The organism is Trichocoleus sp. FACHB-46, assembly GCF_014695385.1.
Lineage (GTDB): Bacteria > Cyanobacteriota > Cyanobacteriia > FACHB-46 > FACHB-46 > Trichocoleus.
Map to the genome: position 1 here is coordinate 295,242 of NZ_JACJOD010000013.1, position 23,347 is coordinate 318,588.

General features: G+C 48.8%; 26 protein-coding genes and 1 riboswitch. Of the genes, 13 read left to right on the forward strand and 13 right to left on the reverse strand.

Annotated features, from left to right (window positions below):
* Positions 1–71 precede the first annotated feature (71 nt).
* The 6 genes from metK to psbB form a co-directional block, all read right to left on the reverse strand.
* Positions 72–1,328: a methionine adenosyltransferase gene (gene metK, locus H6F72_RS08990; protein WP_199298975.1), complete on the reverse strand. Its 1,257-nt coding sequence runs from the start codon at positions 1,326–1,328 to the stop codon at positions 72–74.
* 149 nt (positions 1,329–1,477) lie between these two features.
* Positions 1,478–2,224: an HAD family hydrolase gene (locus H6F72_RS08995; protein WP_190433825.1), complete on the reverse strand. Its 747-nt coding sequence runs from the start codon at positions 2,222–2,224 to the stop codon at positions 1,478–1,480.
* 168 nt (positions 2,225–2,392) lie between these two features.
* On the reverse strand, positions 2,393–3,409 hold the full coding sequence (locus H6F72_RS09000; protein WP_190433827.1) for a 30S ribosomal protein S1: 1,017 nt from the start codon (positions 3,407–3,409) through the stop codon (positions 2,393–2,395).
* A gap of 238 nt (positions 3,410–3,647) precedes the next feature.
* The gene (nrdR, locus tag H6F72_RS09005) at positions 3,648–4,211 is read right to left on the reverse strand and encodes a transcriptional regulator NrdR (RefSeq protein ID WP_190433830.1); all 564 of its coding nucleotides are present in this window, start codon (positions 4,209–4,211) and stop codon (positions 3,648–3,650) included.
* Positions 4,212–4,399: 188 nt separating this feature from the next.
* Positions 4,400–4,495: a photosystem II reaction center protein T gene (locus H6F72_RS09010; protein ID WP_190433832.1), complete on the reverse strand. Its 96-nt coding sequence runs from the start codon at positions 4,493–4,495 to the stop codon at positions 4,400–4,402.
* A 124-nt stretch (positions 4,496–4,619) separates the two neighbouring features.
* The gene (gene psbB / locus H6F72_RS09015; RefSeq protein ID WP_190433834.1) at positions 4,620–6,149 is read right to left on the reverse strand and encodes a photosystem II chlorophyll-binding protein CP47; all 1,530 of its coding nucleotides are present in this window, start codon (positions 6,147–6,149) and stop codon (positions 4,620–4,622) included.
* Between the two features lie 525 nt (positions 6,150–6,674).
* On the opposite strand from psbB, the gene H6F72_RS09020 reads away from it, so the two are divergent.
* Both H6F72_RS09020 and psbM read left to right on the forward strand, forming a co-directional pair.
* Positions 6,675–6,980, forward strand: coding sequence for a 2Fe-2S iron-sulfur cluster-binding protein (locus H6F72_RS09020; RefSeq protein ID WP_190433836.1), 306 nt, complete (start codon positions 6,675–6,677; stop codon positions 6,978–6,980).
* A gap of 174 nt (positions 6,981–7,154) precedes the next feature.
* Positions 7,155–7,274 (forward strand): photosystem II reaction center protein PsbM, encoded by a 120-nt coding sequence (gene psbM, locus H6F72_RS09025; protein ID WP_190433838.1) that lies wholly within the window; start codon positions 7,155–7,157, stop codon positions 7,272–7,274.
* A gap of 157 nt (positions 7,275–7,431) precedes the next feature.
* Here psbM and H6F72_RS09030 read toward each other — a convergent pair whose 3' ends face one another.
* Positions 7,432–8,394, reverse strand: coding sequence for a DNA methyltransferase (locus H6F72_RS09030; RefSeq protein WP_190433839.1), 963 nt, complete (start codon positions 8,392–8,394; stop codon positions 7,432–7,434).
* Positions 8,395–8,545: 151 nt separating this feature from the next.
* Positions 8,546–9,391 carry a universal stress protein gene (locus tag H6F72_RS09035; protein WP_190433841.1) on the reverse strand — a complete coding sequence of 282 codons (846 nt, stop codon included), beginning with the start codon at positions 9,389–9,391 and terminating at the stop codon, positions 8,546–8,548.
* Positions 9,392–9,805: 414 nt separating this feature from the next.
* Here H6F72_RS09035 and H6F72_RS09040 point away from each other — a divergent pair, with 414 nt between their 5' ends.
* A complete protein-coding gene (locus H6F72_RS09040) occupies positions 9,806–10,300 on the forward strand; it encodes a thioesterase family protein (RefSeq protein WP_190433843.1) in 495 nt (164 codons plus the stop codon).
* An 11-nt stretch (positions 10,301–10,311) separates the two neighbouring features.
* Here H6F72_RS09040 and H6F72_RS09045 read toward each other — a convergent pair whose 3' ends face one another.
* From H6F72_RS09045 to H6F72_RS09060, 4 genes are all read right to left on the reverse strand, one after another.
* Positions 10,312–10,563 carry a hypothetical protein gene (locus H6F72_RS09045; RefSeq protein WP_242016843.1) on the reverse strand — a complete coding sequence of 84 codons (252 nt, stop codon included), beginning with the start codon at positions 10,561–10,563 and terminating at the stop codon, positions 10,312–10,314.
* Positions 10,564–10,619: 56 nt separating this feature from the next.
* Positions 10,620–11,816, reverse strand: a complete 1,197-nt coding sequence (dxr, locus tag H6F72_RS09050) for a 1-deoxy-D-xylulose-5-phosphate reductoisomerase (protein ID WP_190433845.1) — start codon at positions 11,814–11,816, stop codon at positions 10,620–10,622.
* A gap of 119 nt (positions 11,817–11,935) precedes the next feature.
* A complete protein-coding gene (locus tag H6F72_RS09055) occupies positions 11,936–12,445 on the reverse strand; it encodes a DinB family protein (RefSeq protein WP_190433847.1) in 510 nt (169 codons plus the stop codon).
* A 233-nt stretch (positions 12,446–12,678) separates the two neighbouring features.
* A complete protein-coding gene (locus H6F72_RS09060) occupies positions 12,679–13,242 on the reverse strand; it encodes a hypothetical protein (RefSeq protein WP_190433849.1) in 564 nt (187 codons plus the stop codon).
* A gap of 241 nt (positions 13,243–13,483) precedes the next feature.
* On the opposite strand from H6F72_RS09060, the gene H6F72_RS09065 reads away from it, so the two are divergent.
* The 10 genes from H6F72_RS09065 to H6F72_RS09110 all read left to right on the forward strand — a co-directional run bounded on the left by H6F72_RS09065 (position 13,484) and on the right by H6F72_RS09110 (position 21,294).
* The gene (locus tag H6F72_RS09065) at positions 13,484–13,696 is read left to right on the forward strand and encodes a hypothetical protein (protein WP_190433852.1); all 213 of its coding nucleotides are present in this window, start codon (positions 13,484–13,486) and stop codon (positions 13,694–13,696) included.
* Between the two features lie 5 nt (positions 13,697–13,701).
* A complete protein-coding gene (locus tag H6F72_RS09070; protein ID WP_190433853.1) occupies positions 13,702–14,625 on the forward strand; it encodes an ABC transporter ATP-binding protein in 924 nt (307 codons plus the stop codon).
* Positions 14,618–15,391, forward strand: a complete 774-nt coding sequence (locus H6F72_RS09075) for an ABC transporter permease (RefSeq protein WP_190433855.1) — start codon at positions 14,618–14,620, stop codon at positions 15,389–15,391. Before H6F72_RS09070 ends, H6F72_RS09075 begins: the two co-directional genes overlap by 8 nt.
* Positions 15,392–15,469: 78 nt before the next feature.
* On the forward strand, positions 15,470–16,408 hold the full coding sequence (locus H6F72_RS09080) for an alpha/beta fold hydrolase (RefSeq protein ID WP_190433859.1): 939 nt from the start codon (positions 15,470–15,472) through the stop codon (positions 16,406–16,408).
* 166 nt (positions 16,409–16,574) lie between these two features.
* Positions 16,575–16,796 (forward strand): DUF3285 domain-containing protein, encoded by a 222-nt coding sequence (locus H6F72_RS09085; RefSeq protein WP_190433861.1) that lies wholly within the window; start codon positions 16,575–16,577, stop codon positions 16,794–16,796.
* A 43-nt stretch (positions 16,797–16,839) separates the two neighbouring features.
* Positions 16,840–17,433, forward strand: coding sequence for an rRNA maturation RNase YbeY (ybeY, locus tag H6F72_RS09090; RefSeq protein WP_190433862.1), 594 nt, complete (start codon positions 16,840–16,842; stop codon positions 17,431–17,433).
* Between the two features lie 60 nt (positions 17,434–17,493).
* Positions 17,494–17,955, forward strand: a complete 462-nt coding sequence (locus H6F72_RS09095) for a diacylglycerol kinase family protein (protein WP_190434338.1) — start codon at positions 17,494–17,496, stop codon at positions 17,953–17,955.
* Positions 17,956–18,022: 67 nt separating this feature from the next.
* Positions 18,023–18,637, forward strand: a complete 615-nt coding sequence (locus H6F72_RS09100; RefSeq protein ID WP_190433863.1) for an aminodeoxychorismate/anthranilate synthase component II — start codon at positions 18,023–18,025, stop codon at positions 18,635–18,637.
* A 168-nt stretch (positions 18,638–18,805) separates the two neighbouring features.
* The gene (locus tag H6F72_RS09105) at positions 18,806–19,582 is read left to right on the forward strand and encodes an MBL fold metallo-hydrolase (RefSeq protein WP_190433864.1); all 777 of its coding nucleotides are present in this window, start codon (positions 18,806–18,808) and stop codon (positions 19,580–19,582) included.
* Between the two features lie 104 nt (positions 19,583–19,686).
* Positions 19,687–21,294 carry a peptide ligase PGM1-related protein gene (locus H6F72_RS09110; protein WP_190433865.1) on the forward strand — a complete coding sequence of 536 codons (1,608 nt, stop codon included), beginning with the start codon at positions 19,687–19,689 and terminating at the stop codon, positions 21,292–21,294.
* 72 nt (positions 21,295–21,366) lie between these two features.
* Here H6F72_RS09110 and H6F72_RS09115 read toward each other — a convergent pair whose 3' ends face one another.
* Complete coding sequence (locus tag H6F72_RS09115; RefSeq protein ID WP_190433866.1) at positions 21,367–22,746, reverse strand: S1C family serine protease; 1,380 nt, start codon at positions 22,744–22,746, stop codon at positions 21,367–21,369.
* A 502-nt stretch (positions 22,747–23,248) separates the two neighbouring features.
* Positions 23,249–23,345: riboswitch (TPP riboswitch) on the forward strand.
* The last annotated feature ends 2 nt before the right edge of the window (positions 23,346–23,347 follow it).

Consider the following 23,347-nt stretch of genomic DNA (forward strand, 5'->3'; position numbering starts at 1 on the left):
CCTGAATGCTGAAAAGACAAAGCGATCGCGACCCAATAAAGAGTGGCGATCGCTTTGTAACAAGTTCAAGATTAAGCTAAAGCACTAGAAAGGGTAAGAGCTTCTTTTAGTAGATCTGCCTTATCGGTTTTCTCCCAAGGCAACTCTAGGTCAGTGCGGCCCAAATGACCATAAGCAGCCACATCTTGGTAGAAGCGACCACCCCGCTCAGCTGGGAGCTTTTGCAAATTAAAGGCTTTGATGATGCCTGCTGGACGCAACTCAAAGTGCTGTTGCACTAGCTCTAGGAGTTTCTCATCATCTACCTTGCCCGTACCAAAAGTCTCTAGCATAATGCTGACCGGGCGAGCCACACCAATGGCATAGCTTAACTGCACTTCACACTTCTCCGCTAGTCCAGCCGCCACGATATTTTTAGCGACATAACGGCAAGCATAAGCAGCGCTACGGTCTACTTTGGTAGGGTCTTTTCCAGAGAAAGCGCCGCCACCGTGACGAGAATAACCTCCATAGGTATCCACAATAATTTTGCGTCCCGTCAGACCAGAGTCACCCTGAGGGCCACCAATGACAAACTTGCCTGTAGGATTTACGAGGAAGCGCGTGTTTTCATCGGGTTCCACAGAAATATCTGCAAAGATTGGTTCTACGACCAAAGACCACAAATCTTCCTTGATCTTGGCTTGCACCGCAACCTCATCAGTGATGTCACCGATGGTAGCTGTATGCTGCGTAGAGATCAAAATAGTATCGATGCCAACCGGACGGCCATCTTCGTAAGCGACCGTGACTTGAGTTTTACCGTCTGGGCGTAAGTAAGACAGTTGCCCCGTTTTTCTAACGCTTGCTAAGCGACGGGCAATTCGGTGAGCCAGACTGATCGGCAAGGGCATCAGTTCTGGTGTTTCGTTGCAAGCAAAACCAAACATAATGCCTTGGTCGCCTGCTCCGGTGACATCCAGGTCTTCTGTGCTGGACTCTTCACGGCGCTCCTGTGCCGCGTTCACACCCTGAGCGATGTCGGGGGATTGCCGATCTAAAGCTACTAAGACGGAGCAACTATTGGAACAGAAGCCGTTCTCGGCACCTGTGTAGCCAATCTCGGCAATTTTCTGGCGAGCTAGTTCAATGTAGTTGACGTTGGCTCTGGAAGTAATTTCGCCAGTAATCAAAACCAAACCTGTATTGACAACCACTTCAGCCGCAACTCGGCTAGTGGGATCTTGAGCCAAGAGGGCATCTAAGATGGTGTCCGAGATTTGGTCGCAAATCTTATCGGGGTGGCCTTCGGTAACTGATTCAGATGTAAAAAGGTAGCGACGAGACAAGGAAATATCCTCTCTTTAGCTAAACGGACTAGCGCTCAGGGGTTAAGTTCCGGAATTATACCACTTGTGGTCATGCTCGTAGCCCCCCGACCTAGGCTCCCATAGGCAAAGTGCTTCTCTGACTGAGATCAATGGTTTACAAGCAATTTTTATTCTGCGTTCAATACTTCAATTTCGTCCCACCGCGCGATCGCTACATCTGCATCTGGTAAATTAAAGGACTCAGCCCATCCCCAGGTTGCCCCAATCCCACCTGCTGCTCCTGCTGTCCGTGCCATGACTAAATCTGCACTGGAATCACCCACCACGAGCGTTGCCGCAGGTTCTACTTCCAGTGCTGCACAAGTTTGCTGAAGCAATCTGGGGTCAGGTTTTGTAAGTCCTGACTCAGTACCCATCAATAAATCAAAATAAGGCTCCAATTCGTACCTTTGAGCAAAATCTTGGACATTGGCAGTAGAGTCTGAAGAAAGAATTGCGGCTTTCACGCCTATTGCTTTGAGCGATCGCAAGCAAGGCAATGCATCTGGATAAATGGCTGTGTAGTCAGCCTTAGGCTGAAAATACTGATCTGCTGCTTTGAAGGTTGTCTGAGCGATTGCCAACGACTGCACCCAATCTCGACCTGTAGCCGCAACATAAGCGGCAGCAGCAATTTCATTCTCGCGACGACTGCCCACTGCTAAAGCGCCAGCAGGATTGAGGCGATCGCCTACTAAACCAAACATTTGCAACAGCGATGCTTCTATGCCTGGAACTTCGAGATTGAGGAGGTGCGATCGCATCTGACCTAACTTGATCAAAAAAGATTCTGAATTCGCCAGCGTCCCATCCTTGTCGAAAATCACCGCTTCAATATTGGTGAAGGTTAAGTGCTGGCAGCGAACGATCGCCAAATCTATCCCTCCTGCGAATTTGTTAAAGCAACAAAATGAAGGCAATAAAAATGAAGAGGAGTCAGCCCCTCTTCATTCAAGAACAGTTAAATAATTGATCGCTAGCTCACAGAGAAAAACGATCTGTAGCAACACTAGCCCAGTAACTGAAATCTAGTTGTTGAAAGTCTAGATTTCTACAGCTGAAGGTTGCTCTTCTGCCACTTCTTCAGGAGCTGCCGCTTCTACCACTTCTTCCTCAGCTTCCTCAACTGCGGCAGGAACCTCTTCGATGGTCACGCCCTCTTGCTGCGCTCGGAGCTGCTCACGATACTTAGCAGCCATTTCCTCTGCCTTTTCATAGACAACCTGAGGATTCTTCACCATGTCACCGGGTTCTGGTTCCAGCTGCTTGGTAGAGAGAGAAATCCGACCACGCTCAGCATCCAAGTCAATGATCATGACCTTCACTTCATCATTGACATTGAAGACGCTGTGGGGGGTGTCAATGTGATCGTGAGAAATTTCAGAGATGTGCAACAGACCGCTCACACCGCCGATATCGATAAATGCACCATAAGGCTTAATACCGCGCACGGTACCAATCACCACCTCACCAACTTCCAGGCGGTTCATCTTACGCTCAACCAGCGCCCGACGATGACTGAGGACTAGGCGGTTACGATCTTCGTCTACTTCTAGGAATTTTAAGGGTAGCTCTTCGCCAACCAACTCTTCTTTGGGCTTACGAGTACTGATGTGAGAACCAGGAATAAAGCCACGCAATCCTTCAATTCTGACCAGCGCACCACCTCGGTTGGTCGCAAATACGCTAGAACGAACCGTCGCATCTTCTGCTTGCAACTGACGGACTCGCTCCCAAGCTCGCATGTATTCAATTCGACGAATAGACAGAGTCAACTGTCCATCTTCATTCTCATCCGTCAAAATGAAAAATTCGCGAGTTTCGTTCGACTGCAATACTTCTTCAGGAGCGTCAATGCGGTTAATTGACATTTCCTGAATGGGAATATAAGCAGCCGTCTTAGCACCGATGTCAATCAGAGCGCCCCTCGGTTCCAAGCTGAATACTGTGCCGGCGACCACATCGCCAGGGCTGAAATGATAATCGTATTTGTCGAGTAGGGCTGCAAAATCGTCGTGTGTAAAGCCAATGTCCTTAGCCGTTGTTTCCTGATTGACCATGCTAATTGTTTCCCAGTGTCTAATCTATTTGGTAAGTTTCGTCTCCTATCGATGTACACGCACGTTTACTAATGTGCAGCCTACACCTGTATCCCCCCCAAGCACTATTGTAGGAGATCTGCTCTAGATGGTTTGTGGGTTCAGAAGAACTATCATAACGCAATAGCTTCCCCCGCTAATATCTTTAGAGGGGTTTTTATGAATTTCTATAACAGTTTTATAATTCTTAGGAATAAGGTTAGGAATGGGTCATAAAGGCAGCGGGTGTTTCTTGTTCAGATCCTGCCTCAGCGCCAGCTACAACATCAATGCTGCTCTCAGCAGCCTCACTAGTCCCCTCTCCTTGATTGAGACATCCTTGCAGGTGATTGAGCGTATCAATGAAATCTCGAATCCCTCGAAATTGACGATAGACCGAGGCAAATCGAATATAAGCAACTTCACTCAGAAACTGTAGGCGCTGCAATACTAATTCACCAATCTCGGTGCTCGGCACCTCGCGTACTGCTCTTTGCTGTAGTTCAGCTTCGATTTCATCGACTAAAGCTTCTAGGCGGTCTGAGCCGATGCCTGTTTTTTCGCAAGCCCGTACAATTCCTCGAAGCAGCTTGGAACGGTCAAATGATTCGCGATCGCCATCTCGCTTAATGATTGCGATCGGCACATACTCAATGCGCTCGTAAGTCGTAAAACGGCGACCACACTTCAAGCATTCCCGCCGCCGCCGCACACTTTGACTCGCCTCCGCAGAACGAGACTCAAGAACACGATTATCGGGGTGTTGGCAGAAGGGACACCGCATACTTACCTAATCCTTTGAGCAGGAAAAGAATCAAAGGTGAAAACCTGAGCCACTTCAATTGCAAGCTGTTCAGAGGCAGAGAAGTAAAACTCTCTAAGAACAGCGCCGAGGCTCAGGTCATCAAAAACTTTGAATTGTTGCTTCTGGGAGAATTTTACACCAGTAATGTAATTTTACTGAATCTGAAGCTATTTACCGATCCGGGGTGGCTCGCGGAAGGCGATCGCAAAGAACAACACTCCGATCGCCAAAGTCAAAATCAAAATGTAAGCAACGGCTTCCATGTCAAAAATTCCTGAGCAATCTAGCTAACTATTAGTTTATCAACAGAAGGAGAAGAACGGCCTAACAACTCCTAAATTGCATTAGAGAGACCATTAGACCATTCTTAGCCTTCTCACACAGAGTTTAGACTGCTTCCTTCCGGCGGGTACTCTTGTCACCCACTTTCTGGAACAGACCCCACTCAACTTGCTCCTCAAGGTCAGCCTCAACCCCAGCAAACACGTCGCGGAACAGAGTCCGAGAACCGTGCCAGATGTGACCGAAGAAGAACAAGAGCGCAAAGACGGCATGTCCAAAAGTGAACCAACCACGAGGGCTAGTCCGGAATACCCCGTCAGAGTTTAGAGTTTCGCGATCGAACTGGAAGGGCTCACCCAATTGAGCCGCACGAGCATAACGCTTCACAGTCGCAGGATCATTGAATGTTTGACCATCCAATTCACCACCGTAGAAGCTGACAGTTACACCAGTCTGCTCAAAGCTGTATTTAGATTCAGCCCGACGGAATGGGATATCTGCCCGAACTACACCTTCGCTGTCAGTCAAGACAACTGGAAAGTTCTCAAAGAAGTTAGGGATACGGCGCACAAACAGCTCGCGACCTTCAGAGTCCGTGAAGACAGGGTGGCCTAGCCAAGTCTGAGCGATTCCATCACCTTTGTTCATCGGACCTGTACGGAACAAACCACCCTTCGCCGGGTTGTTGCCCACATAGTCGTAGAACGCTAGCTTCTCAGGAATCTCTGACCAAGCTGTTTCGAGACTGCCGCCTCCAGCAACAGTGGCTTCAACCCGACGGTTGATTTCTTGATGGAAGTAACCTTGGTCCCACTGATAACGAGTTGGCCCAAACAGCTCAATGGGGGTGGCAGCATTGCCATACCACATCGTACCTGCGACCACAAAGGCAGCAAAGAAAACAGCCGCAATACTGCTAGAGAGTACAGTCTCGATGTTACCCATCCGCAGCGCTCTGTAAAGACGCTCTGGAGGACGAACACTGAGGTGGAATAAACCAGCAATAATGCCAACCGTTCCAGCAGCAATGTGGTGAGCCACAATACCACCAGGGTTAAAGGGGTTAAATCCAGCAGGTCCCCACTCTGGAGCTACAGGCTGGACACTGCCTGTTAAGCCATAGGGGTCGGAAACCCACATTCCAGGTCCAAACAAGCCTGACAAATGGAATGCACCAAAGCCAAAGCAGAGTAGACCAGACAAGAACAAATGAATGCCAAACATTTTTGGCAAGTCGAGGGCAGGCTCACCAGTCCGGGGATCTCTGAACAGTTCTAAATCCCAATAAACCCAGTGCCAGCAGGCAGCGAGGAATAGCAGACCGGAAAGGATAATGTGAGCAGCTGCAACACCTTCAAATGACCAGATACCAGGATTGGCTGCCGCTTCACCTGCAATGCTCCAGCCACCCCAGGATTGAGTGACACCCAAACGAGCCATAAAGGGTAGAACAAACATGCCCTGACGCCACATGGGGTTCAGGACAGCATCGCTAGGATCGAAAATAGCCAGTTCATATAACGCCATTGAACCGGCCCAGCCTGCCACAAGTGCAGTATGCATTAGGTGTACAGAAATCAGTCGCCCTGGGTCATTCAGAACGACTGTGTGTACTCGGTACCAGGGTAGTCCCATTGACTACGCTCCTCCTCTAGATATTCCTACTTCAACGCTTCTTTCAGCATTTTGTTAAGGTGCCGGATACTGATAAACCTACCAGATCTAGAACCGCTGTAACTCTTTTGCCGTTTAGCACTGTCTACCAAAATTGCCTCTAAACAAGACAGCTTAAGCAGTTTGACAATGCGCTTATAAAGATGAAATGTATAAAGAAGTGTAACCAGTGTTAGAGCCTAATGCAAGCAAAGTTGATGGTTCCGCAATAGTCCTTCGTGACTTGTAACAGCCTTCAAGATCCTGACATCTTCCGGTTTCTAACTAAGAGCTGGCAGAATGAGCCTCCTGGGTCAGATCAGCAGCAAGTCATTTGTTAGCTTAGAAACGGGAAGCTTTGATTCTGAGAAAGAATTTGCATTTCTTGAACCTTGAATGGCTAAGCTGATACATTTTTGCTGCAATGCCCATGCCGCTTGGATAGAGCCGCTTTTGTGATGATGGGTGAATGTAACGAAGAGACAAAGAGGGGAACGGGTATCGGGTATGGGAAACATTAAGTTCATCAAAGAGAATAAAGAGATCATCGCAGCGGATGGAGCCAACCTGAGATTTAAGGCGATCGAGAATGGGATTGATATTTATACCTTCATTGGTAAGATGACGAACTGCGGCGGGTATGGCCAATGTGGTACTTGTATCGTCGAGGTTGTAGAAGGGCTAGATCATCTCTCTCCTCGCACTGAGGTGGAGGATCGTAAACTCAAAAAGAAGCCTGATAACTATCGACTAGCTTGCCAAGCCCTCGTAAATGGGCCTGTGAGCGTGAATACTAAGCCTAAAAGCTCTTAAGTAGAGATTGAGGGTAGGTGTTGGCAGGGAACCCATCTGTGATACAAGATAGACAGAGCACTGAAGGCTCTTCACAAAGCCCAGTTCTAACAACAGCATTGCCAGTGGCGGCAACTTGTTTATTTGAGTGAGCTGGGCCTGTTAGTAACTTTGAAATAAATTTGAGGCTGGGTAATGGAAGTTAATGAATTAGGCTTTGTCGCAAGTATTCTGTTTGTGTTGGTTCCAGCAGTCTTTTTGCTGATTCTCTATATCCAAACTGCCAGCCGACAATCAGCAGACCAAGACAAATAGTTTGCTTGAGAGATCGTAGAGACGTTGGGTTGTGCTTTTACTTTCCTCTCGACGGCTGCAAAACTTGGGTTAATTTACGTTTCCGAGCAACTGAATTGGATTGATACTGCTAAGCGCCTACTTGTTATAGAGTGTGGCGCTTTTGCTATGGTTGCAATCAAACTCTCCGTTTGAGCAAAGTTCTTTGGTGGGGTAGGCTGTTGCGCTCCCAGAACACGCGATCGCAGTAGCCCTGAATGTGGCGATCGCTTTCTGCTAAGGCCAAACGTTTAGCTGCCAAGCAAGCATAGTACTCGTCTAGTTCAATTCCGACAAACTGCCGCTCCAGTTTCTTAGCGACGACAGAAGTCGTTCCAGAGCCAAGAAACGGGTCGAGAACCACAGCACCCACGGGTGAGCTAGCCAAGATAATTTTGGCGATTAGTTTTTCTGGTTTTTGGGTGGGATGGTCGGTGTTTTCCGGCATTGACCAGAAGGGCACGGTCATGTCGGTCCAGAGATTGGAGGCTGCGGTCAACCGAAAGTTGCCCTCTGAGGTATTTTGCCAATCTTTGGGTTGCCCTGACCCATCGGTGTAAGGAGCGCGAACTTGACGCTTCAGTTGCACGGCCTCAGCATCGAAGTAGTAGTCTTTTGAGACGGTACAAAACCAAATATCTTCGGCGCAGTTTTTCCAATTGGCTTTGGCTCCCCGACCTTTTTCGCGCTCCCAAGTGATGCGATTGCGCACCGTGAAATAGCGCGAGGCGATCGCATAAAGGGCGAGAGAAGATTGCCAGTCCCCACAGAGATAAACCGAGGCTGTGGGCTTGAGTACTCGTACTAGGCGAGACAACCAGCTATCTACCCAATCACTGTACTCTTCTAGCGATCGCTGTTTCACCCATTGTTGATTGAATTGCTTGGTGAGGTTATAGGGAGGATCAACTACCAATAAATCCACAAATTGCTCTGGTAACCAGCCCAAAACTTGGAATAAGTCTTGGCAGATGGTTTGGTTAAGCAGCGTATGAGTGGTAACTGGACCACTTAACTGCAACAGTTGGGATTGGTAATGCGATCGCTCCGCTTCTGTCAACGTCAGGGTACGATTTCGAGCGGCTCTGACTCTCTCTGCCACGTTTCACCCTCTAAAACAGGCTTGGCTCTAGAGTAGCGTCTGAAAAACCGCTCAGAAGTTTTGCTTCACAAAGCAACAACCTGGACTAGATTTCAGGAGTGCCTGCCTCTAGCCCAGGTTGGTTGACTCAACAACTCAATTAACTGCAAACTTAACCGACTGTGCGCTCTAGCAACACAGGGCAATTGGCATAAACCCGCACGTAATCGGATAGGGAGCCGCCTAGCAGGCGATCGAGATCAGGCAAGCCTTTGCCAATTGCAGGACGGCGATCGGGAGAGCCTAACATCAACAGGTCAACGCTCATCTCTTCGGCTAAGCGACAAATTTCTTCTCCGGGCTTACCGCTGGTGGAAATGCAACGGTAGGCAATGCCCCACTTTTTCGCCGCTGCTACAGCAGGGGCCAAGACAGGATCTTGCTCTGGATTGTGCATGGTCACACCGGATCTTTCTTTCTTGGGATTAACGTGAGTTAGGAGCAATTGTCCTCCCTTCACATCGCGCAACAAGAAGGTCGCTAAGTCAAGTGACTTTTTAGCTGAGTCAGAATTATCCATTGCTACCATGACGCGATGGATTTGCTTTACATAAATGTCGTCCTTGACGAACAACATGGGACGAGAAGAAGCTTGGAAAACATACTGGCTGACAGAGTCTTCTAAGATTGCCTCTAGGCGCTTTAGGCCACGGGAACCCATAATCACGAGATCGGCATCAATCTCATCAGCGACGCGGCAGACTTCATCCTTAGGATTGCCTTCGCGTAGAATCGTCGTAACATGGCCCGAATCAAGGTGCAGGGATTGCACAGCCGCCTCTAGGAGTTGTTGGCCTTGCTCCCGCTTTGCAGCCATTGCTTCAGCCGTAATTTGGGGCTGCACTACGTGGAGAACTGTAACGGATGCCCGTTGCATGGACGGAATGGCCATTAAAGCCTTGAGCATCTCTTCAGAGTGTCCATTTCCGGAATCAGCTAGCAGAATTCTCTCAATCATGGTTTCGCCTCGTGCCCAACAAAATTGTCTAGTTTCTTAAATTGATGCCTGAACAGTTCGGTGATTGGTAACACCTTTTAATCATTCATTAAGTTGAATGATCGAATGGCTCAAAAACTTTAGCCTTCTTCTTACAAGATCATCATATCTACGGATAGTGAATGGTCCTATTCTCTTAAAGATTTGTGATTCCAATTTCTTGTTAAGAAGTGTCACGATTATTAGGTCAAAAGTATCTGTGTAAAGGATTTGTAGTAATCAAACTCAGTTTTCATTCTGAGAGGAGAGTAAAAATCGACAGTTTGAATTGATTCAGCAAAATTAGGCCTAGGCGAACTTAAATAATCTGAACAATTAGTGTAAAAATTAGTTTAGAAATTAATGTAAAACTTAGATTTTTTAGGCGATCGCAACGTGTCGGAAAGTAAACAAATACAACCTCAAGTTCCTGCTTCGGGAGCAATTCAAAGCCCACCGTTGTTCGCATCGGGAAGTTGGTTTGAGTACCCGGTGCGGGTTCATCCTAACCATACTGACTATGCTGGAGCCGTTTGGCATGGTGCTTATGTGGCTTGGATGGAAGAAGCTCGAATTGAATGCCTACGCGCGATCGGCATTGATTATGCTGACCTAGTTGCGTTGGGTTGTGACTTACCTGTAGTGGATCTGTCAGTGCGCTATCATCGCTCCCTCCGCCTAGGCATGTCGGCGATCGTTAAAGCTCGGATGGCCGATGTCGATGGAGTGCGAATCAACTGGGATTATCAGATTCAATCTCCGGACGGCGCGGAACTATACCTGACAGCGCGGGTGATCTTGGTAGCGGTTGATCGGGAAAAAGGCAAAATTATGCGGAGACTGCCGCCCGCTGTCAAAGATGCCTTGGCTCGATTGGTAGGTGTGAGCTAACAAGCTTGCAATTAGCTGCCAAACAGGAACTGCCAAACAGCCTGAACGATTTGGAGAACTTGATTCCATACTTCTTGGAAGCCAATTCCAAAGAACAGTTGCAGCGCCAGAATCCCTAAAGCGACCAAGATGGCCGTTTTGACTGTGGTTTTGACCAGGTTGATTAAAGCCGTAAAAACCAGTGCCGCCACGATGAGGGCAGCGAGGATCAGGATCAGTTCTCCACCCATCATGTCACCTCCAATTTCCAGGCGATCGCTCAACCTTGAATTCAGCCTAAGCTTGCCTGTTGCTAATGAATGACTGGAATGAGTCGATGTTAACGCAGAGAGATCAGGCGATCGCCTTGGTTGAGTTCCTCAGTTGCTTGCAAAACAGCTTGTCTAGCCCACTGGTCAGCCGCCACAATGTCTTGCAAGGAAGGAGTAGCTGAGTTTTGGGTTTGGTAGCGATCGCAAGCGGTTTCGATTAGGCGAGGGATATCTAAGAAGCGAACCTTTTCGTCGAGGAACAGGGCTACTGCTTGCTCATTTGCAGCGTTGAGAACCGCTGGCATCGAGCCACCCGCACGACCCGCAGCATAAGCCAACTGCATACAAGGATACTTCTGGTGATCGGGAGCGCGGAAGGTGAGGTCGCCTGCTTTCACTAAATCGAGGCGTTCCCAGTTGGTGTAGATGCGATCGGGCCAAGACAGAGCGTAGAGCAGAGGTAGGCGCATATCGGGCCAACCCAGCTGCGCCAAGACAGAGGTATCTTGCAGCTCAATCAGTGAGTGAATAATGCTCTGGGGATGGATGACGATTTCGATGTCGTCGTAGTCCATGCCGAAGAGGTAGTGCGCTTCGATGACTTCCAATCCCTTGTTCATGAGGGTGGCCGAGTCTACCGTAATCTTCCGACCCATTGACCAGTTGGGATGCTTAAGTGCATCAGCCACTGTCACCTGGGGCAGTTTCTCCACAGGCCAATCGCGGAATGCACCACCGGAAGCAGTCAGCAGAATTCGCCGCAGTCCACCTTTGGGAACTCCTTGTAAGCACTGGAAAATAGCCGAGTGCTCGGAGTCGGCAGGCAACAGTTTGATGCCATGTTTCTCGACTAAGGGCAGCACTACAGGGCCACCTGCAATCAAAGTTTCTTTGTTGGCGAGGGCAATATCTTTCCCTGCTTCGATCGCGGCGATCGTGGGAAGCAAACCTGCACAACCAACAATTCCAGTAACGACGGCTTCTGAGTCGCCATATCGCGCCACTTCTATAATTCCCGCATCCCCCGTGAGCAGAATCGGCTGGGGGTCGAGGTCTGCGATCGCCTCCTTCAGCTCTGGCATTTTCTCCTCGTCACACAGGGCCACAATTTCTGGCTTAAATTGTCGAATCTGTTGCGCCAGTAGTTCGACATTCCGTCCAGCCGCTAACCCAACAATCCGAAATTGATCGGGATATTGGGAAACAATGTCTAGCGTTTGCGTACCAATCGAGCCAGTGGAGCCGAGGAGAGTAATTGCTTTCACAATCGCTTAAGAATTGACTGCAATTCCACTATAAATGGCGATGGACACGTTCTAACCAACCAGAAGCTGGGTTTATTTCTGCTCATCTCATGCTGCTGGCTTTATGCATGGCGATCGCTTTACGAACCCTTAGCCTCTCGAAACATCATTAAAAGGTCAAGGGATACGGGCTCAGCAACACCGAGGATGGTGAGAATGGCATGAGCTTGACCACGATGGTGAGTCTGGTGATTAAAGAAGTGAGAGAGAATTTCGCCCAGAGGTTGACGGTGAGCTGCTCCGTCGAGCGTGTGATAGCTCAACTCTTGATTAAGCTCTGCTTCAGTTAATCCTTCAATAAATTGCAGAATGCGATCGTCTTCGGCTTCTCTGGCGGCTTGGAGGGAAGGTAAGTCTTCAAAGGCGATCGCGTTCAACTTATCAGGATGCTCTCCAGTTCCAGTGATCCGCCGCATCCAAATGCGATCGGCTGTAAGGATGTGGTTTAGTGTTCCTTGTAAGCTACCAAAATACGCCCCTACGTTTTTACGATAGGCTTCATTGGGCAATTCACGAGCCATTTTGTAGAGTCTGGCATTCGCCCAAGCGTTATATTTTGCGATCGTGACAAAATGCGATTTCAGGTTCATGGCTCTATCTACTCAAAGAACCATTTGTAGACTGTGACTTCCTGTCCAGGCTGATTATTTACCGTTATGACTACCAAGGTTTTTCCCTCTTCATTTTTAAAGTGAAAGCGACAGAGACCTAATCCTGTGCCAGAACATGAAGTTACTTCTTGATAACCTTTTTCAGAGAATAGATACTTAACAGAAGAATTCTCTAAATCCGGAAACAAACCCATGCTGGCAGGAATTTGTGCCTACCAGCCTTGATTGAGTAAAAGTTGTCTTGCCTCTTCATATGGCATCATTTGTTTCAAGCTGATTGACACGGAACCTTGCTTAGAAGAACTTTGAGATTGGCTACTTGATTCATCACTAGTTGCTCTTTGGAGATAAATTGTAAAAGTTTCGTTTGGATCAACCTGTAGATTTAAAATTTGTCTTTTCAGTTGAAAGCCATCCTTACTTAAAATCACTTCAATATCTTTTCTCCTTGGAACTTCAATATTGACATATCCATTGCTGTCCGTATATCTAGATATTGGGGCACCATTAAAGATAAATCGAACTTCTACTTGTTCAATAGGCTGATTGTCAGTTGTATAAATATTAAAACCCACCTCCATCATCTCATTTGGCTTAGTTTGGGATTGAGTATTTTCAGTTGTAGAGCCTTGAGGAAAAATCTTCTGCACCAAGCCTGGGAAAAACTGTGGAAAGCCTATTGCTGTTATGAGAGCTGCTACTCCAGTTAATACAGCAGTAGTAATGGCTGCCCATCCATCAAGCTTTGACTTTTTATCTTCTTTTCCATCTGGCATATATGACTTAAACCTTAGTGATCAAGGAGGTATGAAGGAAAATCGAAATTCAACTGCATAAAGACTACAAGCTCAATCGATTCTATGGCATCTAATTTCCTAGCTACAATCATCTATTGCAGCTTCAGATAAGTAAGCGTTTCAAATAATCTGTCGCAGGTGAGCTGACCCAGAGAGGCGTTTTGGGTTGATATAGTAGCAAAGCGATCGCAAACCCTAACCCTTATTGGCATTCTCGACCATGTCCCCGGTGGATTTTTCACAGCAGACCATTTCTGTCACCTTAGATGCAGCACTGGTGCAACAGGTAGACCAACTAACCAGCGATCGCGATCGCGCCATTGCTGAAGGTTTGCGTTGGTGGTGCGAAAAACAATCAGCTCAACAACGACTAGCGTTTGCCCAAGCTCGGCACGAACGCCACGAACGCGACGAGACAGGTTGGTTAGTGTAAGCCACATGATTGCACTCGAAGCCTACAACCTGAGCAAAACCTATCGCGATCGCGGCAAACAAATTCAAGCCGTGCGCGATGTTTCCTTAACCATCAAACCCGGAGAAGTTCTCGCGTTTTTAGGGCCAAACGGAGCAGGCAAAACAACCACGATCAAGATGATTGCGGGCTTGATTCGGCCTGACTCTGGCTTTGTCAAAATTGCTGGCAGTGACCCCCACCGCGACCCCTGCGCCTTAAAGCTGCTGGGTGCAGTTTTGGAAGGCAATCGTAATGTCTACTGGCGGCTCAGCCCAGAAGAAAATCTGGAATACTTTGGCATGTTGCGGGGGCTGGATCAACGTCAGGCGAAACGGTATGGGCGATCGCTGCTAGAACGCTTTGGCTTGATGGATAAACGTCGGAGTCCAGTGCAAGCGCTGTCACGAGGAATGCAACAGAAACTAGCGATCGCCGTAGCTCTGGTGCATCAACCGCAACTTTTACTGTTAGATGAACCCACCCTGGGCCTTGATGTAGAAGCTACCGAGAACGTCAAAGCTTTGGTACGCGAAATTGCTGAAGAAGGACGGGCGATTTTGCTCACCACCCACCAACTCGACATTGCCGAACAGCTTTCCGATCGCGTGGCGATTATTCAAGCAGGTGAAATTATTGCTGAGGAACCTACCCGTGAGTTAATTCGGCAATTCTCTGGGTCTGCTTACACCATTGAACTCGAAAGCCCATTGGATGCCAAGCAGAGTCAGGCGATCGCGGCCTTGGGTGCAGTCGTTGAAACTGAACAAACCGTATATGTTCAGGGTGCTGAAACGTTGTATCAGGTGTTTGCTATTTTGCAGCCCTTGCCGATTCTGCGGGTGAAGAAAGACCAAGCTGATTTGACAGGCATCTTTTTGAAACTGGTGCGGGAGGGGCGAGATGCTTAATTTGTTTTGGGCAGAATTACGGCGGAGTTGGATTCAGTTCATTCGTTACCCTGCCGACGCGATCGCCGGACTCTTAATCACCACATTGGTCTTCTACGGGCTGTTTGCTAGTGCCCGTTACATTGCTGGGCCTAGCGTCCAGTTTGGCGATCGCTTAGATGCGATAGTCATTGGATATGTGCTGTGGACGCTGTTGATCTTCATCATGAACGACATCGCCGTTGGTTTACAGGCAGAAGCCCAAACCGGGACGCTAGAGCAGTTATTCCTATCTCCCTTCGGAGCCTCACGAGTCTTCTTGATGCGGGCGATCGCAAGTCTCACTCTCCGCTTATTCCTGACTCTCGTAGGGCTGCTGATCATCATGGCAATCACAGGCAGTCGGCTCAATTTCAGCTTCAGTTTATTTTTGCCGCTCAGCACCATTCTGCTTGGAGCCTACGGTTTATCTTTTGCGCTCGGAGCCTTGGCGTTGCTGCTCAAGCGGGTACAGCAAGTGTTAGGCATTTTTCAATTTGCCCTATTGTTCCTGATTTCAACCCCCACTGAAGATTGGACAGGTTCACTGCAAATGTTATCAAGAATCTTACCGATGACCGCTGGGGCAGGTGTGCTGAGAGAACTAATGGCAGAAGGGCAAGCCCTAGATTGGAACGAGTTGGCGATCGCCTTTATTAATGGGGCTGTCTATTTAGTAGTTGGTGTATTGCTATTTTGGCAAGCCGAACGTCGAGCTAAACAACGAGGTTTGTTAAGCGGATATTGAGCCTAAAATGCGTGAAGAATCACCCCTCCCAACCCTCCCCGACGCGGAGAGAGCTTCAAGCCCCCTACAAAATCTTTTATGCAATCTCAAACTTCTGCCCCTGGAAACCAGACTGTCTCTCCCACGCAGTTTTATACCTGGAAAGGATATCGTTGCGCTTATGAGGTGCAAACTCCCCCTGACGCGTCCACGGGAACTGGAACACCCTTGTTGTTAATTCATCCGATCGGTGTGGGATTGTCACGGCACTTTTGGCAGCGCTTTGGGAGAGAGTGGTATCAAGCGGAGCATCGTAACCCTATCTACAACCCTGATCTGTTGGGCTGTGGCAACAGTGATATGCCTCACGTGACTTATACCCCCGAAGATTGGGCGGAGCAGTTGCAGTACTTTTTGCAGACGGTGGTTCAGAAGCCTGTAATTGTCGTGGTGCAGGGAGCTTTATTTCCAGTTGCGATCGCCCTTACCCAACTGCAAAAAGAGACAAATTTAATTCGTGGGTTAGTCCTATCTGGTCCTCCTGCTTGGCCTGTGATGACTAAAGCTTCTAAGCCTTGGCAGCGACGACTCTCCTGGAATCTCTTTGACTCTCCCCTGGGGGCAGCTTTCTATCGCTATGCCCGTCGCCCCCAGTTTTTGCGATCGTTCTCTACCAAACAACTGTTCGATCGCGCCGAAGCGGTGGATCAAGAATGGGTAGATATGCTAGTACAAGGCGCTCAAGATCCCGCCAGTCGTCATGCGGTGTTTGCTTTCCTCGCGGGCTTTTGGCGGCAAAATTACGAGCAGGCGATCGCCTCAATTCAACAACCCACGCTGGTAGTGGTTGGGGAAACTGCCTCCAGCATTAGCCGCTCTGGCAAACAGGAAACTCCCGAGCAACGCATTGCTGACTACCTCGCCCATCTTCCTCAAGGCCGTAGCCTCAAGATGACAGGTCGCAATGTCATGCCCTACGAAACAACTACCGAATTTGTCCAAGCGATCGCGCCCTTTGTGCAGGAATTGTCCCAGTAGAGGCAAAGTGCTTAGTTAGGAGTTGTTGCCTGAGCAACGATGATTGTGATCAATCTGCAAACAAATTGTTACATTTAGGCAATAGGCTGGTGGCTGTTTTACAGGTCACCCCTAGTTTTACAGTCAACAGTCACTTGAACTGGCACACATTGCTTTGACGAGCCCTATGAATTCAGATCCTTTGCCTGCTGAACCTAGTATTCCGCCCGCTACTGATGCTGGAATTGACAACGCATCACCGGAAGCGGAAACTTCTCCGAAGCCTAGTTACGTCAAATTAGCCATGCGTAACATGGTTCGCAAACGGGGTAAGTCCTTGTGGCACTTCACCTTGACCACCGTTGGTTTATTCGCCGTTCTGATTGGTTTGGCTTATCTGACCCGCTAAAGAATTTTTATCCACTAATTGGGATTGATGGGGAGACTCAAGCGTGCAAGTTGAAGTGAGTGTTCAGGATTGCTTCTACTCATCTGCTGAGCCTGAAAGTGCCGAGCTAGAGTCCAAATTGCCAGAACTGGATCACCAAGAACCGGATCAAAGTGGGGCGATCGCCAATAATCCTATTGCGATTGAAAAGTGGGACATTTGGTTTCAGAGTTGGCTGGAAACTTTGAGCCAGATAGATCAAGCAGATCAAATTCCGCTAGAGCTAGACCAAGCTTATGAATTGAGTTTGAGATTGACTGATGATGCTGAAATCCAAACTCTGAATGCTCAGTATCGCCAAATCGATCGGCCAACCGATGTGCTAGCATTTGCCGCCCTAGAAGTAGACAGCCCGCAGTCGGAGGAGATGCGATCGCTGCCTCTGTACCTAGGAGACATTGTAATTTCTGTAGATACTGCTCAGCGCCAAGCAGAACAACAAGGGCATGAAGTGACTTACGAATTAGCGTGGCTAGCCGCTCATGGCTTGTTGCATCTCTTAGGCTGGGACCATCCTGACGATGACAGTTTGGTGCGAATGTTAAGTCAGCAAGAAACTCTGTTGCAAGTGGTTGGTTTTGCTACTAGAACAGGATAGACTGCTACTCCAAAGGAGAGCCTGTTGCCCAACTCCACTAACACCTGTGCTTCCCTGCCTATGTCCCCAGATCTCTCAACTCAAACCTCTAACAAAGTGAGTGATAAGGTAATTGCCAAACCGAATCGGGATCTATCCTGGCGGGTTGCTGCTAATTTGTGGATTAGTTTCAAATATGCTTGGGCGGGTTTGAGCTACGCCTTCCGCACCCAACGCAACTTTAGAATCCATGTCATCGTCGGCAGTCTAGCGATCGGCTTGGGTGCTTTTTTACGGCTGAGTGCAGTGGAGATGTCAATCATTAGCTTGACGATCGGAGCTGTACTGGCGATGGAACTGCTCAATACAGCGCTAGAGTCAGTGGTTGACCTAACGGTGAAGCAGTCCTACCATGAACTCGCTAAAATTGCCAAAGACTGTGCGGCAGGTGCAGTACTGATTTCGGCGATCGCTGCCATTTTGGTCGCGGGTTCCCTGCTGTTGCCGCCACTCCTAACCTTGCTGCAATCTACTTTACGCTAGAGATCGGCAAAACCAGCGGCAGTTGGTTAGCTAATGCATCCCTAGTTCTTACTCCTAGGAGTCAATCTTGATTCTTGTTATTGATAACTACGACAGTTTTACCTACAACTTGGTGCAGTACCTAGGTGAACTTGGTGCCGAATTACCTGTCGCGGCTGAAGTCCAAGTCTATCGCAATGACAAAATTTCTCTAGAGCAAGTTCAGCAACTCCAACCTGATGCGGTGGTGATTTCTCCAGGGCCAGGTCGCCCAGAGGATGCAGGCGTTTCGCTAGAGCTGATTCGTCAGCTAGGCCCTACCCTACCTATTTTGGGAGTTTGCTTAGGCCATCAAAGTATTGGTCAAGTGTTTGGCGGCAATATTGTCCGCGCTCCAGAGTTGATGCACGGCAAAACTTCGCAAGTTCATCACACAGGACTAGGAGTTTTTCGGGGCTTAGAAAATCCTTTGACAGCGACCCGATATCATAGCTTGGTGATTGAGCCGCAAACCTGCCCAGATACGCTAGAAGTCACGGCCTGGGTAGATGACGGCACGATTATGGGGGTGCGGCATCGGAACTATCCTCACATCGAGGGCGTCCAGTTTCATCCAGAGAGTATTCTGACTAATTCGGGTAAGCAGTTATTGCGGAACTTTCTGTTGTCAGTTGGCGATCGCCAATTAGCGCTTAGCCACTAACACTTAGCAGTTAAGGCCAGAAAATCTTGTAGCCTATTTACGGAGGCGAATTGAGGATCACTAATCCTTAATCCTGCTCCAGCGATCGCGCTAAGCTTACCCACGAATCGCTAACAGTTGATTGCTAATTGCGATTTAGATGCAAACACAGGGGACGTGAGGAGAACGATGAAACGGCGACAGTTTATGCGCTACGCGCAGGCGGGTTTGTTGGCTGCTGGGGGCCTGGGTTTAGCTTCTGGTTTTGAAGCTTATCAAGCCCAAACCAGCAATGGCTTGTCAATTAAGTGGCTAGGGCATACCGCATTTTTATTTACAGGTAGCGGCCAACGCATCCTGACTAATCCGTTTCGACAACTGGGTTGCACAGCAGGCTATCGCAGCCCAAAAGTGAGTGCAGATTTAGTGTTGATCAGCAGTCAACTTTTAGATGAAGGAGCCGTTGAGGAACTTTCCGGCAACCCCAAGCTGTTGTATCAACCAGGGGCTTATCAGGTAGCGGGTCTTCAGCTCCAGGGCATTAGCATTGACCACGATCGCCGGGGAGGAAAGCGCTTTGGTACTAATGTGGCTTGGCGCTGGCAGCAAGGCGGCATCACCGTTATGCATCTTGGTGGAGCAGCAGCTCCCATTTCCATTGAGCAAAAAATTCTGATGGGTCGGCCTGATGTGTTGCTGATTCCAGTCGGGGGTGGCCCTAAAGCTTACAATCCACAGGAAGCTAAGCAGGCAGTGCAGATTTTGAATCCGAAGGTAATTATTCCGACTCATTACCGTACGGCTGCTGCCGATGGCGCAAGCTGCGACTTAACTTCTGTAGATGAGTTTCTGGCTTTGATGGAGGGCGCTAATATTCGCCAAGTGCAAAATGATGCCATCACCATCAAACCGAGTGATCTGCCCTCAGAAGGTTCTGTCGTCCGGGTTCTGAGCTATAAATTTTAGCGTTTCATCACTTCTGCCAGTCGATTGATAGAGGTGTAATTTGCCTTATCCAGCTAAAATCGCAGGTGTAAGAATCGCTGAGGCAGGGCAAGCCTTAGAAGCTCATGCAAACTCTTGATTTTTCCTCCTCCGAGCAGGCAGAGCAGTTTCGTCATCTACAGGCTTTGTTGTCCGATCGCTGGCAGGCGATAGAATCGTTTGATCCCAGCGATGCGGATATTATTGTCATTCCCTCCCTCAGCTTAGATCAGCGAGAGTTGCTAAAGATTCAAGGGGTACACCACTACGAAGAGCGGTTGTTGTTCTCACTAATTCGGCTGCGTAACCCCCGGACTCGTTTGATCTATGTCACGTCGCAGCCGCTGCATCCCAGCATTATTGATTACTATCTACAACTGCTGCCTGGGATTCCCTTCTCCCATGCTCGCGATCGCCTGTTGCTGTTTTCGACCTACGATTCTGCGTCCACTTCGCTGACTCAGAAGATTTTGGAGCGTCCGCGCTTGATGGAGCGGATTCGGCAGGCATTGCGGCCCGACAAGACCTTTATGATCTGCTACAACTCCAGCCCCTTGGAGCGGGATTTGTCTTGTCAGCTTAATGTACCCTTGTATGCCCTTGATCCAGACTTGTTGTACTGGGGGACAAAAAGCGGCAGCCGCCAAATCTTTGCGGAATCTGGGGTTCCTTGCCCGGATGGCAGTGAGTTAGTACGGAGCGTGGATGAACTAGCCGCGGTGGCGGCAGAGTTATGGGAGCGCCAACCTCTCTTAAAGCGGATGGTAATCAAGCTGAATGAGGGCTTTTCAGGTGAAGGCAATGCTCTGCTAGATCTTCGACCCATTCTTAGCTTGGCTCCGGGACAGGCAACTCACGCAGAAAGAGTGAGTGCTATCCGCGATCGCTTTGAGGGCATGAGCTTTCAAGCAAAGTCTGAGGTCTGGAGTAACTTTAGTACCCGCATTCCAGAACTAGGAGCGATCGCTGAAGCATTTATTGAAGGAGAGGAAAAGCGATCGCCCAGCGTACAAGGTCGCATTACTCCCACGGGCGAGGTGGAAATTCTCTCGACCCATGACCAAATTCTCGGTGGCCCTGATGGACAAATTTATCTAGGTTGCAGCTTTCCCGCCGATGAATCTTATCGTTTGAAACTGCAAGAGTTAGGACGGCAAGTAGGCAAGAATCTAGCAGCCAAAGGAGTTCTGGAGCGATTCGGGGTTGATTTCCTCGCGGTGCCACATCACGACTCCCGGACTGAACAAACCCAATGGGATTTGCAGGCGATCGAAATTAATTTGCGTAAAGGGGGAACGACTCACCCCTTCATGACTCTAAAGTTTCTCACCAACGGTCGCTATGACCTCTCCAGCGGCTTGTTCTACAGCCAACAAGGACGACCTAAGTACTACATGGCCACTGACAACCTGCAAAAAGAGCGCTATCGTGGGCTGCTCCCCAACGACTTGATGGATATCATCGCCCATCATCAGCTGCACTTTGACAGCAGTACCGAAACGGGGACTGTGTTTCACCTGATGGGAGCGTTGTCTGAGTTTGGCAAAGTGGGAGTTACTAGCATCGGCAACTCGCTTCAGCAAGCCGAAGACATCTATAACCGAGTGGTCAAAGTTTTAGACGAAGAAACCCAAACCAGACCCTCTGCCAATTGGCCCTCCCAACCTCATGTGCCGATCACTTGGCAGCGATAGAAAGGCAGGCAGTAATAGGGTAGTGAGGGAATGCTAGCGATCGCGCTCAGCTAGACTACTCAGCCACAGCCCCTACATCGCCATAGAACCTACAGATCTCGATGGTTTCACAAACACATCTAAATTCTGCAAGGATTCGCTGATCGGGAGGGCAAAGCCCAGTCCTTCAACGCCTCGACTCACCATTTTTTCGGTCACAATCCCGATCACTGCTCCCTGCTGGTTGAGGAGCGGACCACCACTATTGCCAGGGTTAATGGCTACATCTGTTTGAATTAGGTCTCGGCTACCAATAGTCCGAATGCCACTGACAATGCCTTTGGTCACCGTGTTGGAATAAGCAATAGGATTGCCGATCGCCACTACTTCTTCTCCTACCTTGACCGCGCTAAGATCCGCGATCGGCAAGGCGGGAATATGGCTAACCTCCCCTTCAAGTTTGACCAACGCGACATCAAAAGCAGCATTGCGCTTCAGCACTCGTCCCGTTTGGGTGGAGCCATCGTACAGCTTTACTTTGACTGAGAACGAGGAACCTACAACATGTTGATTGGTCAAAATCAAACCCGATGAGTCAATCACAAAACCTGTACCGCGTCCCGTTGGCGTGCGAATCCAAACCACAGAAGGAATCGTATGGCTAGCAATTTGCTCTGTAGAAAGCGGTAGTTGCGAGCTAGGCAGAGCCGCAATTTGGTAAGTTTTGGCGGAAGTTGGAGCTAAATCTCGTCCCACAGCCTGCTGGAGTGAGGTTGTGAAACTGGGTTGAGCGAGGAGGGTCTTAAAGCTGGCTCGAATTGCTTCATAGGTGGCCGCAGGATTATCAATGCCCTCAGCTTCAGCTTGACCTGTGGTTGCCTGTCGCACAATCACTTTGTTGGTGTCGCGATCGAAGATTTCCCACTGAATCGTTCTTTGGTCTGCCGTTTTGCTGCTGAAAAAAGAACTATAGGAGTTCAGTTCTACTTTGGTAATCTTGCCACCCACCAGAAATCTAACGGGTTCAGACTCCTCCATCAGTTGCTCATCAAACACCGAATGTTGCTCTGATCGGCCCACGTTGTAGCCAGCATTCCCCAACTCATCCTCGATCGCTTGTAAAGCTGCATCTTCTAGCTGTTCATCCAACTGTCCAGAAGCGGTGTAGTGCTGTTGCAGAATTTTGAGAACGCCTTCGTGATGTCCCCCAATGACAACACCGGGGAGAATGCCAGAGCGAATTCGAGCTACGCCAATGCGAGGCAAAACTTCAGGATTGAGCCTAGGAGCTGCTGACCGTGGTTCTGAAGCGATCGCACTTTGGAGCTGCCTAGGGCAATTGCCCTGGGCAAGGCTCTCAGAAGTATTGTTTTGAGCTTGACTCAGCCCCGGAGCTGGAGATGCAAAGGTTGGCAACGAAAATGACCAAAGTATGAGTAGCGCAAGTAGTAGGCTCCAAAGTCCTTTCTTCATTGTGATTTTGGCTTACAGGTAGCTGGAGTTGTCCCCTAGCGATCGCACTGGCTCTGGTACTGATCGGCTCTCGGTTGCAACGACTAAAAAGCAAATTCACTTCATGCGGTTTCAGTGGGGGAGCAATCACGCTGAAGTGGCTTTCAGAGGCCGAGGCAAATAGACGCTATGAGGGTCGCGATCGCGCTAGAGGTCTAGAGCGATTCCAAAACTTTTTACACTTGGAAAATCTGGAATGTACTGAGAATAACAAATATTTATGTTTTTGATCCCACAGCTTTCACGAAATCATCTACCCGTAGGTAGAGATGACTACCGCTTTATACAACATGCCAAAAATAAATTTAGTAGAAGATTATACTTAACCTCAAATAAGTCGTAGAGGCTCAACCAAAATAGGTTGACAAAAAATGAGTGGCGATCGCACTTGATTACAAAACACTGAGGTTTTCGTAGATTTGAGAACTCGGCGATCCGTCTCAGACCTAGGTGATACAATCTTTAACCAAGCTAGGGGTGCCTGGAGAGTCAGGCTGAGATCAGACCCTTAGAACCTGAACCTGGGTAATACCAGCGGAGGGAAGCTGTTTATCGAGGAACT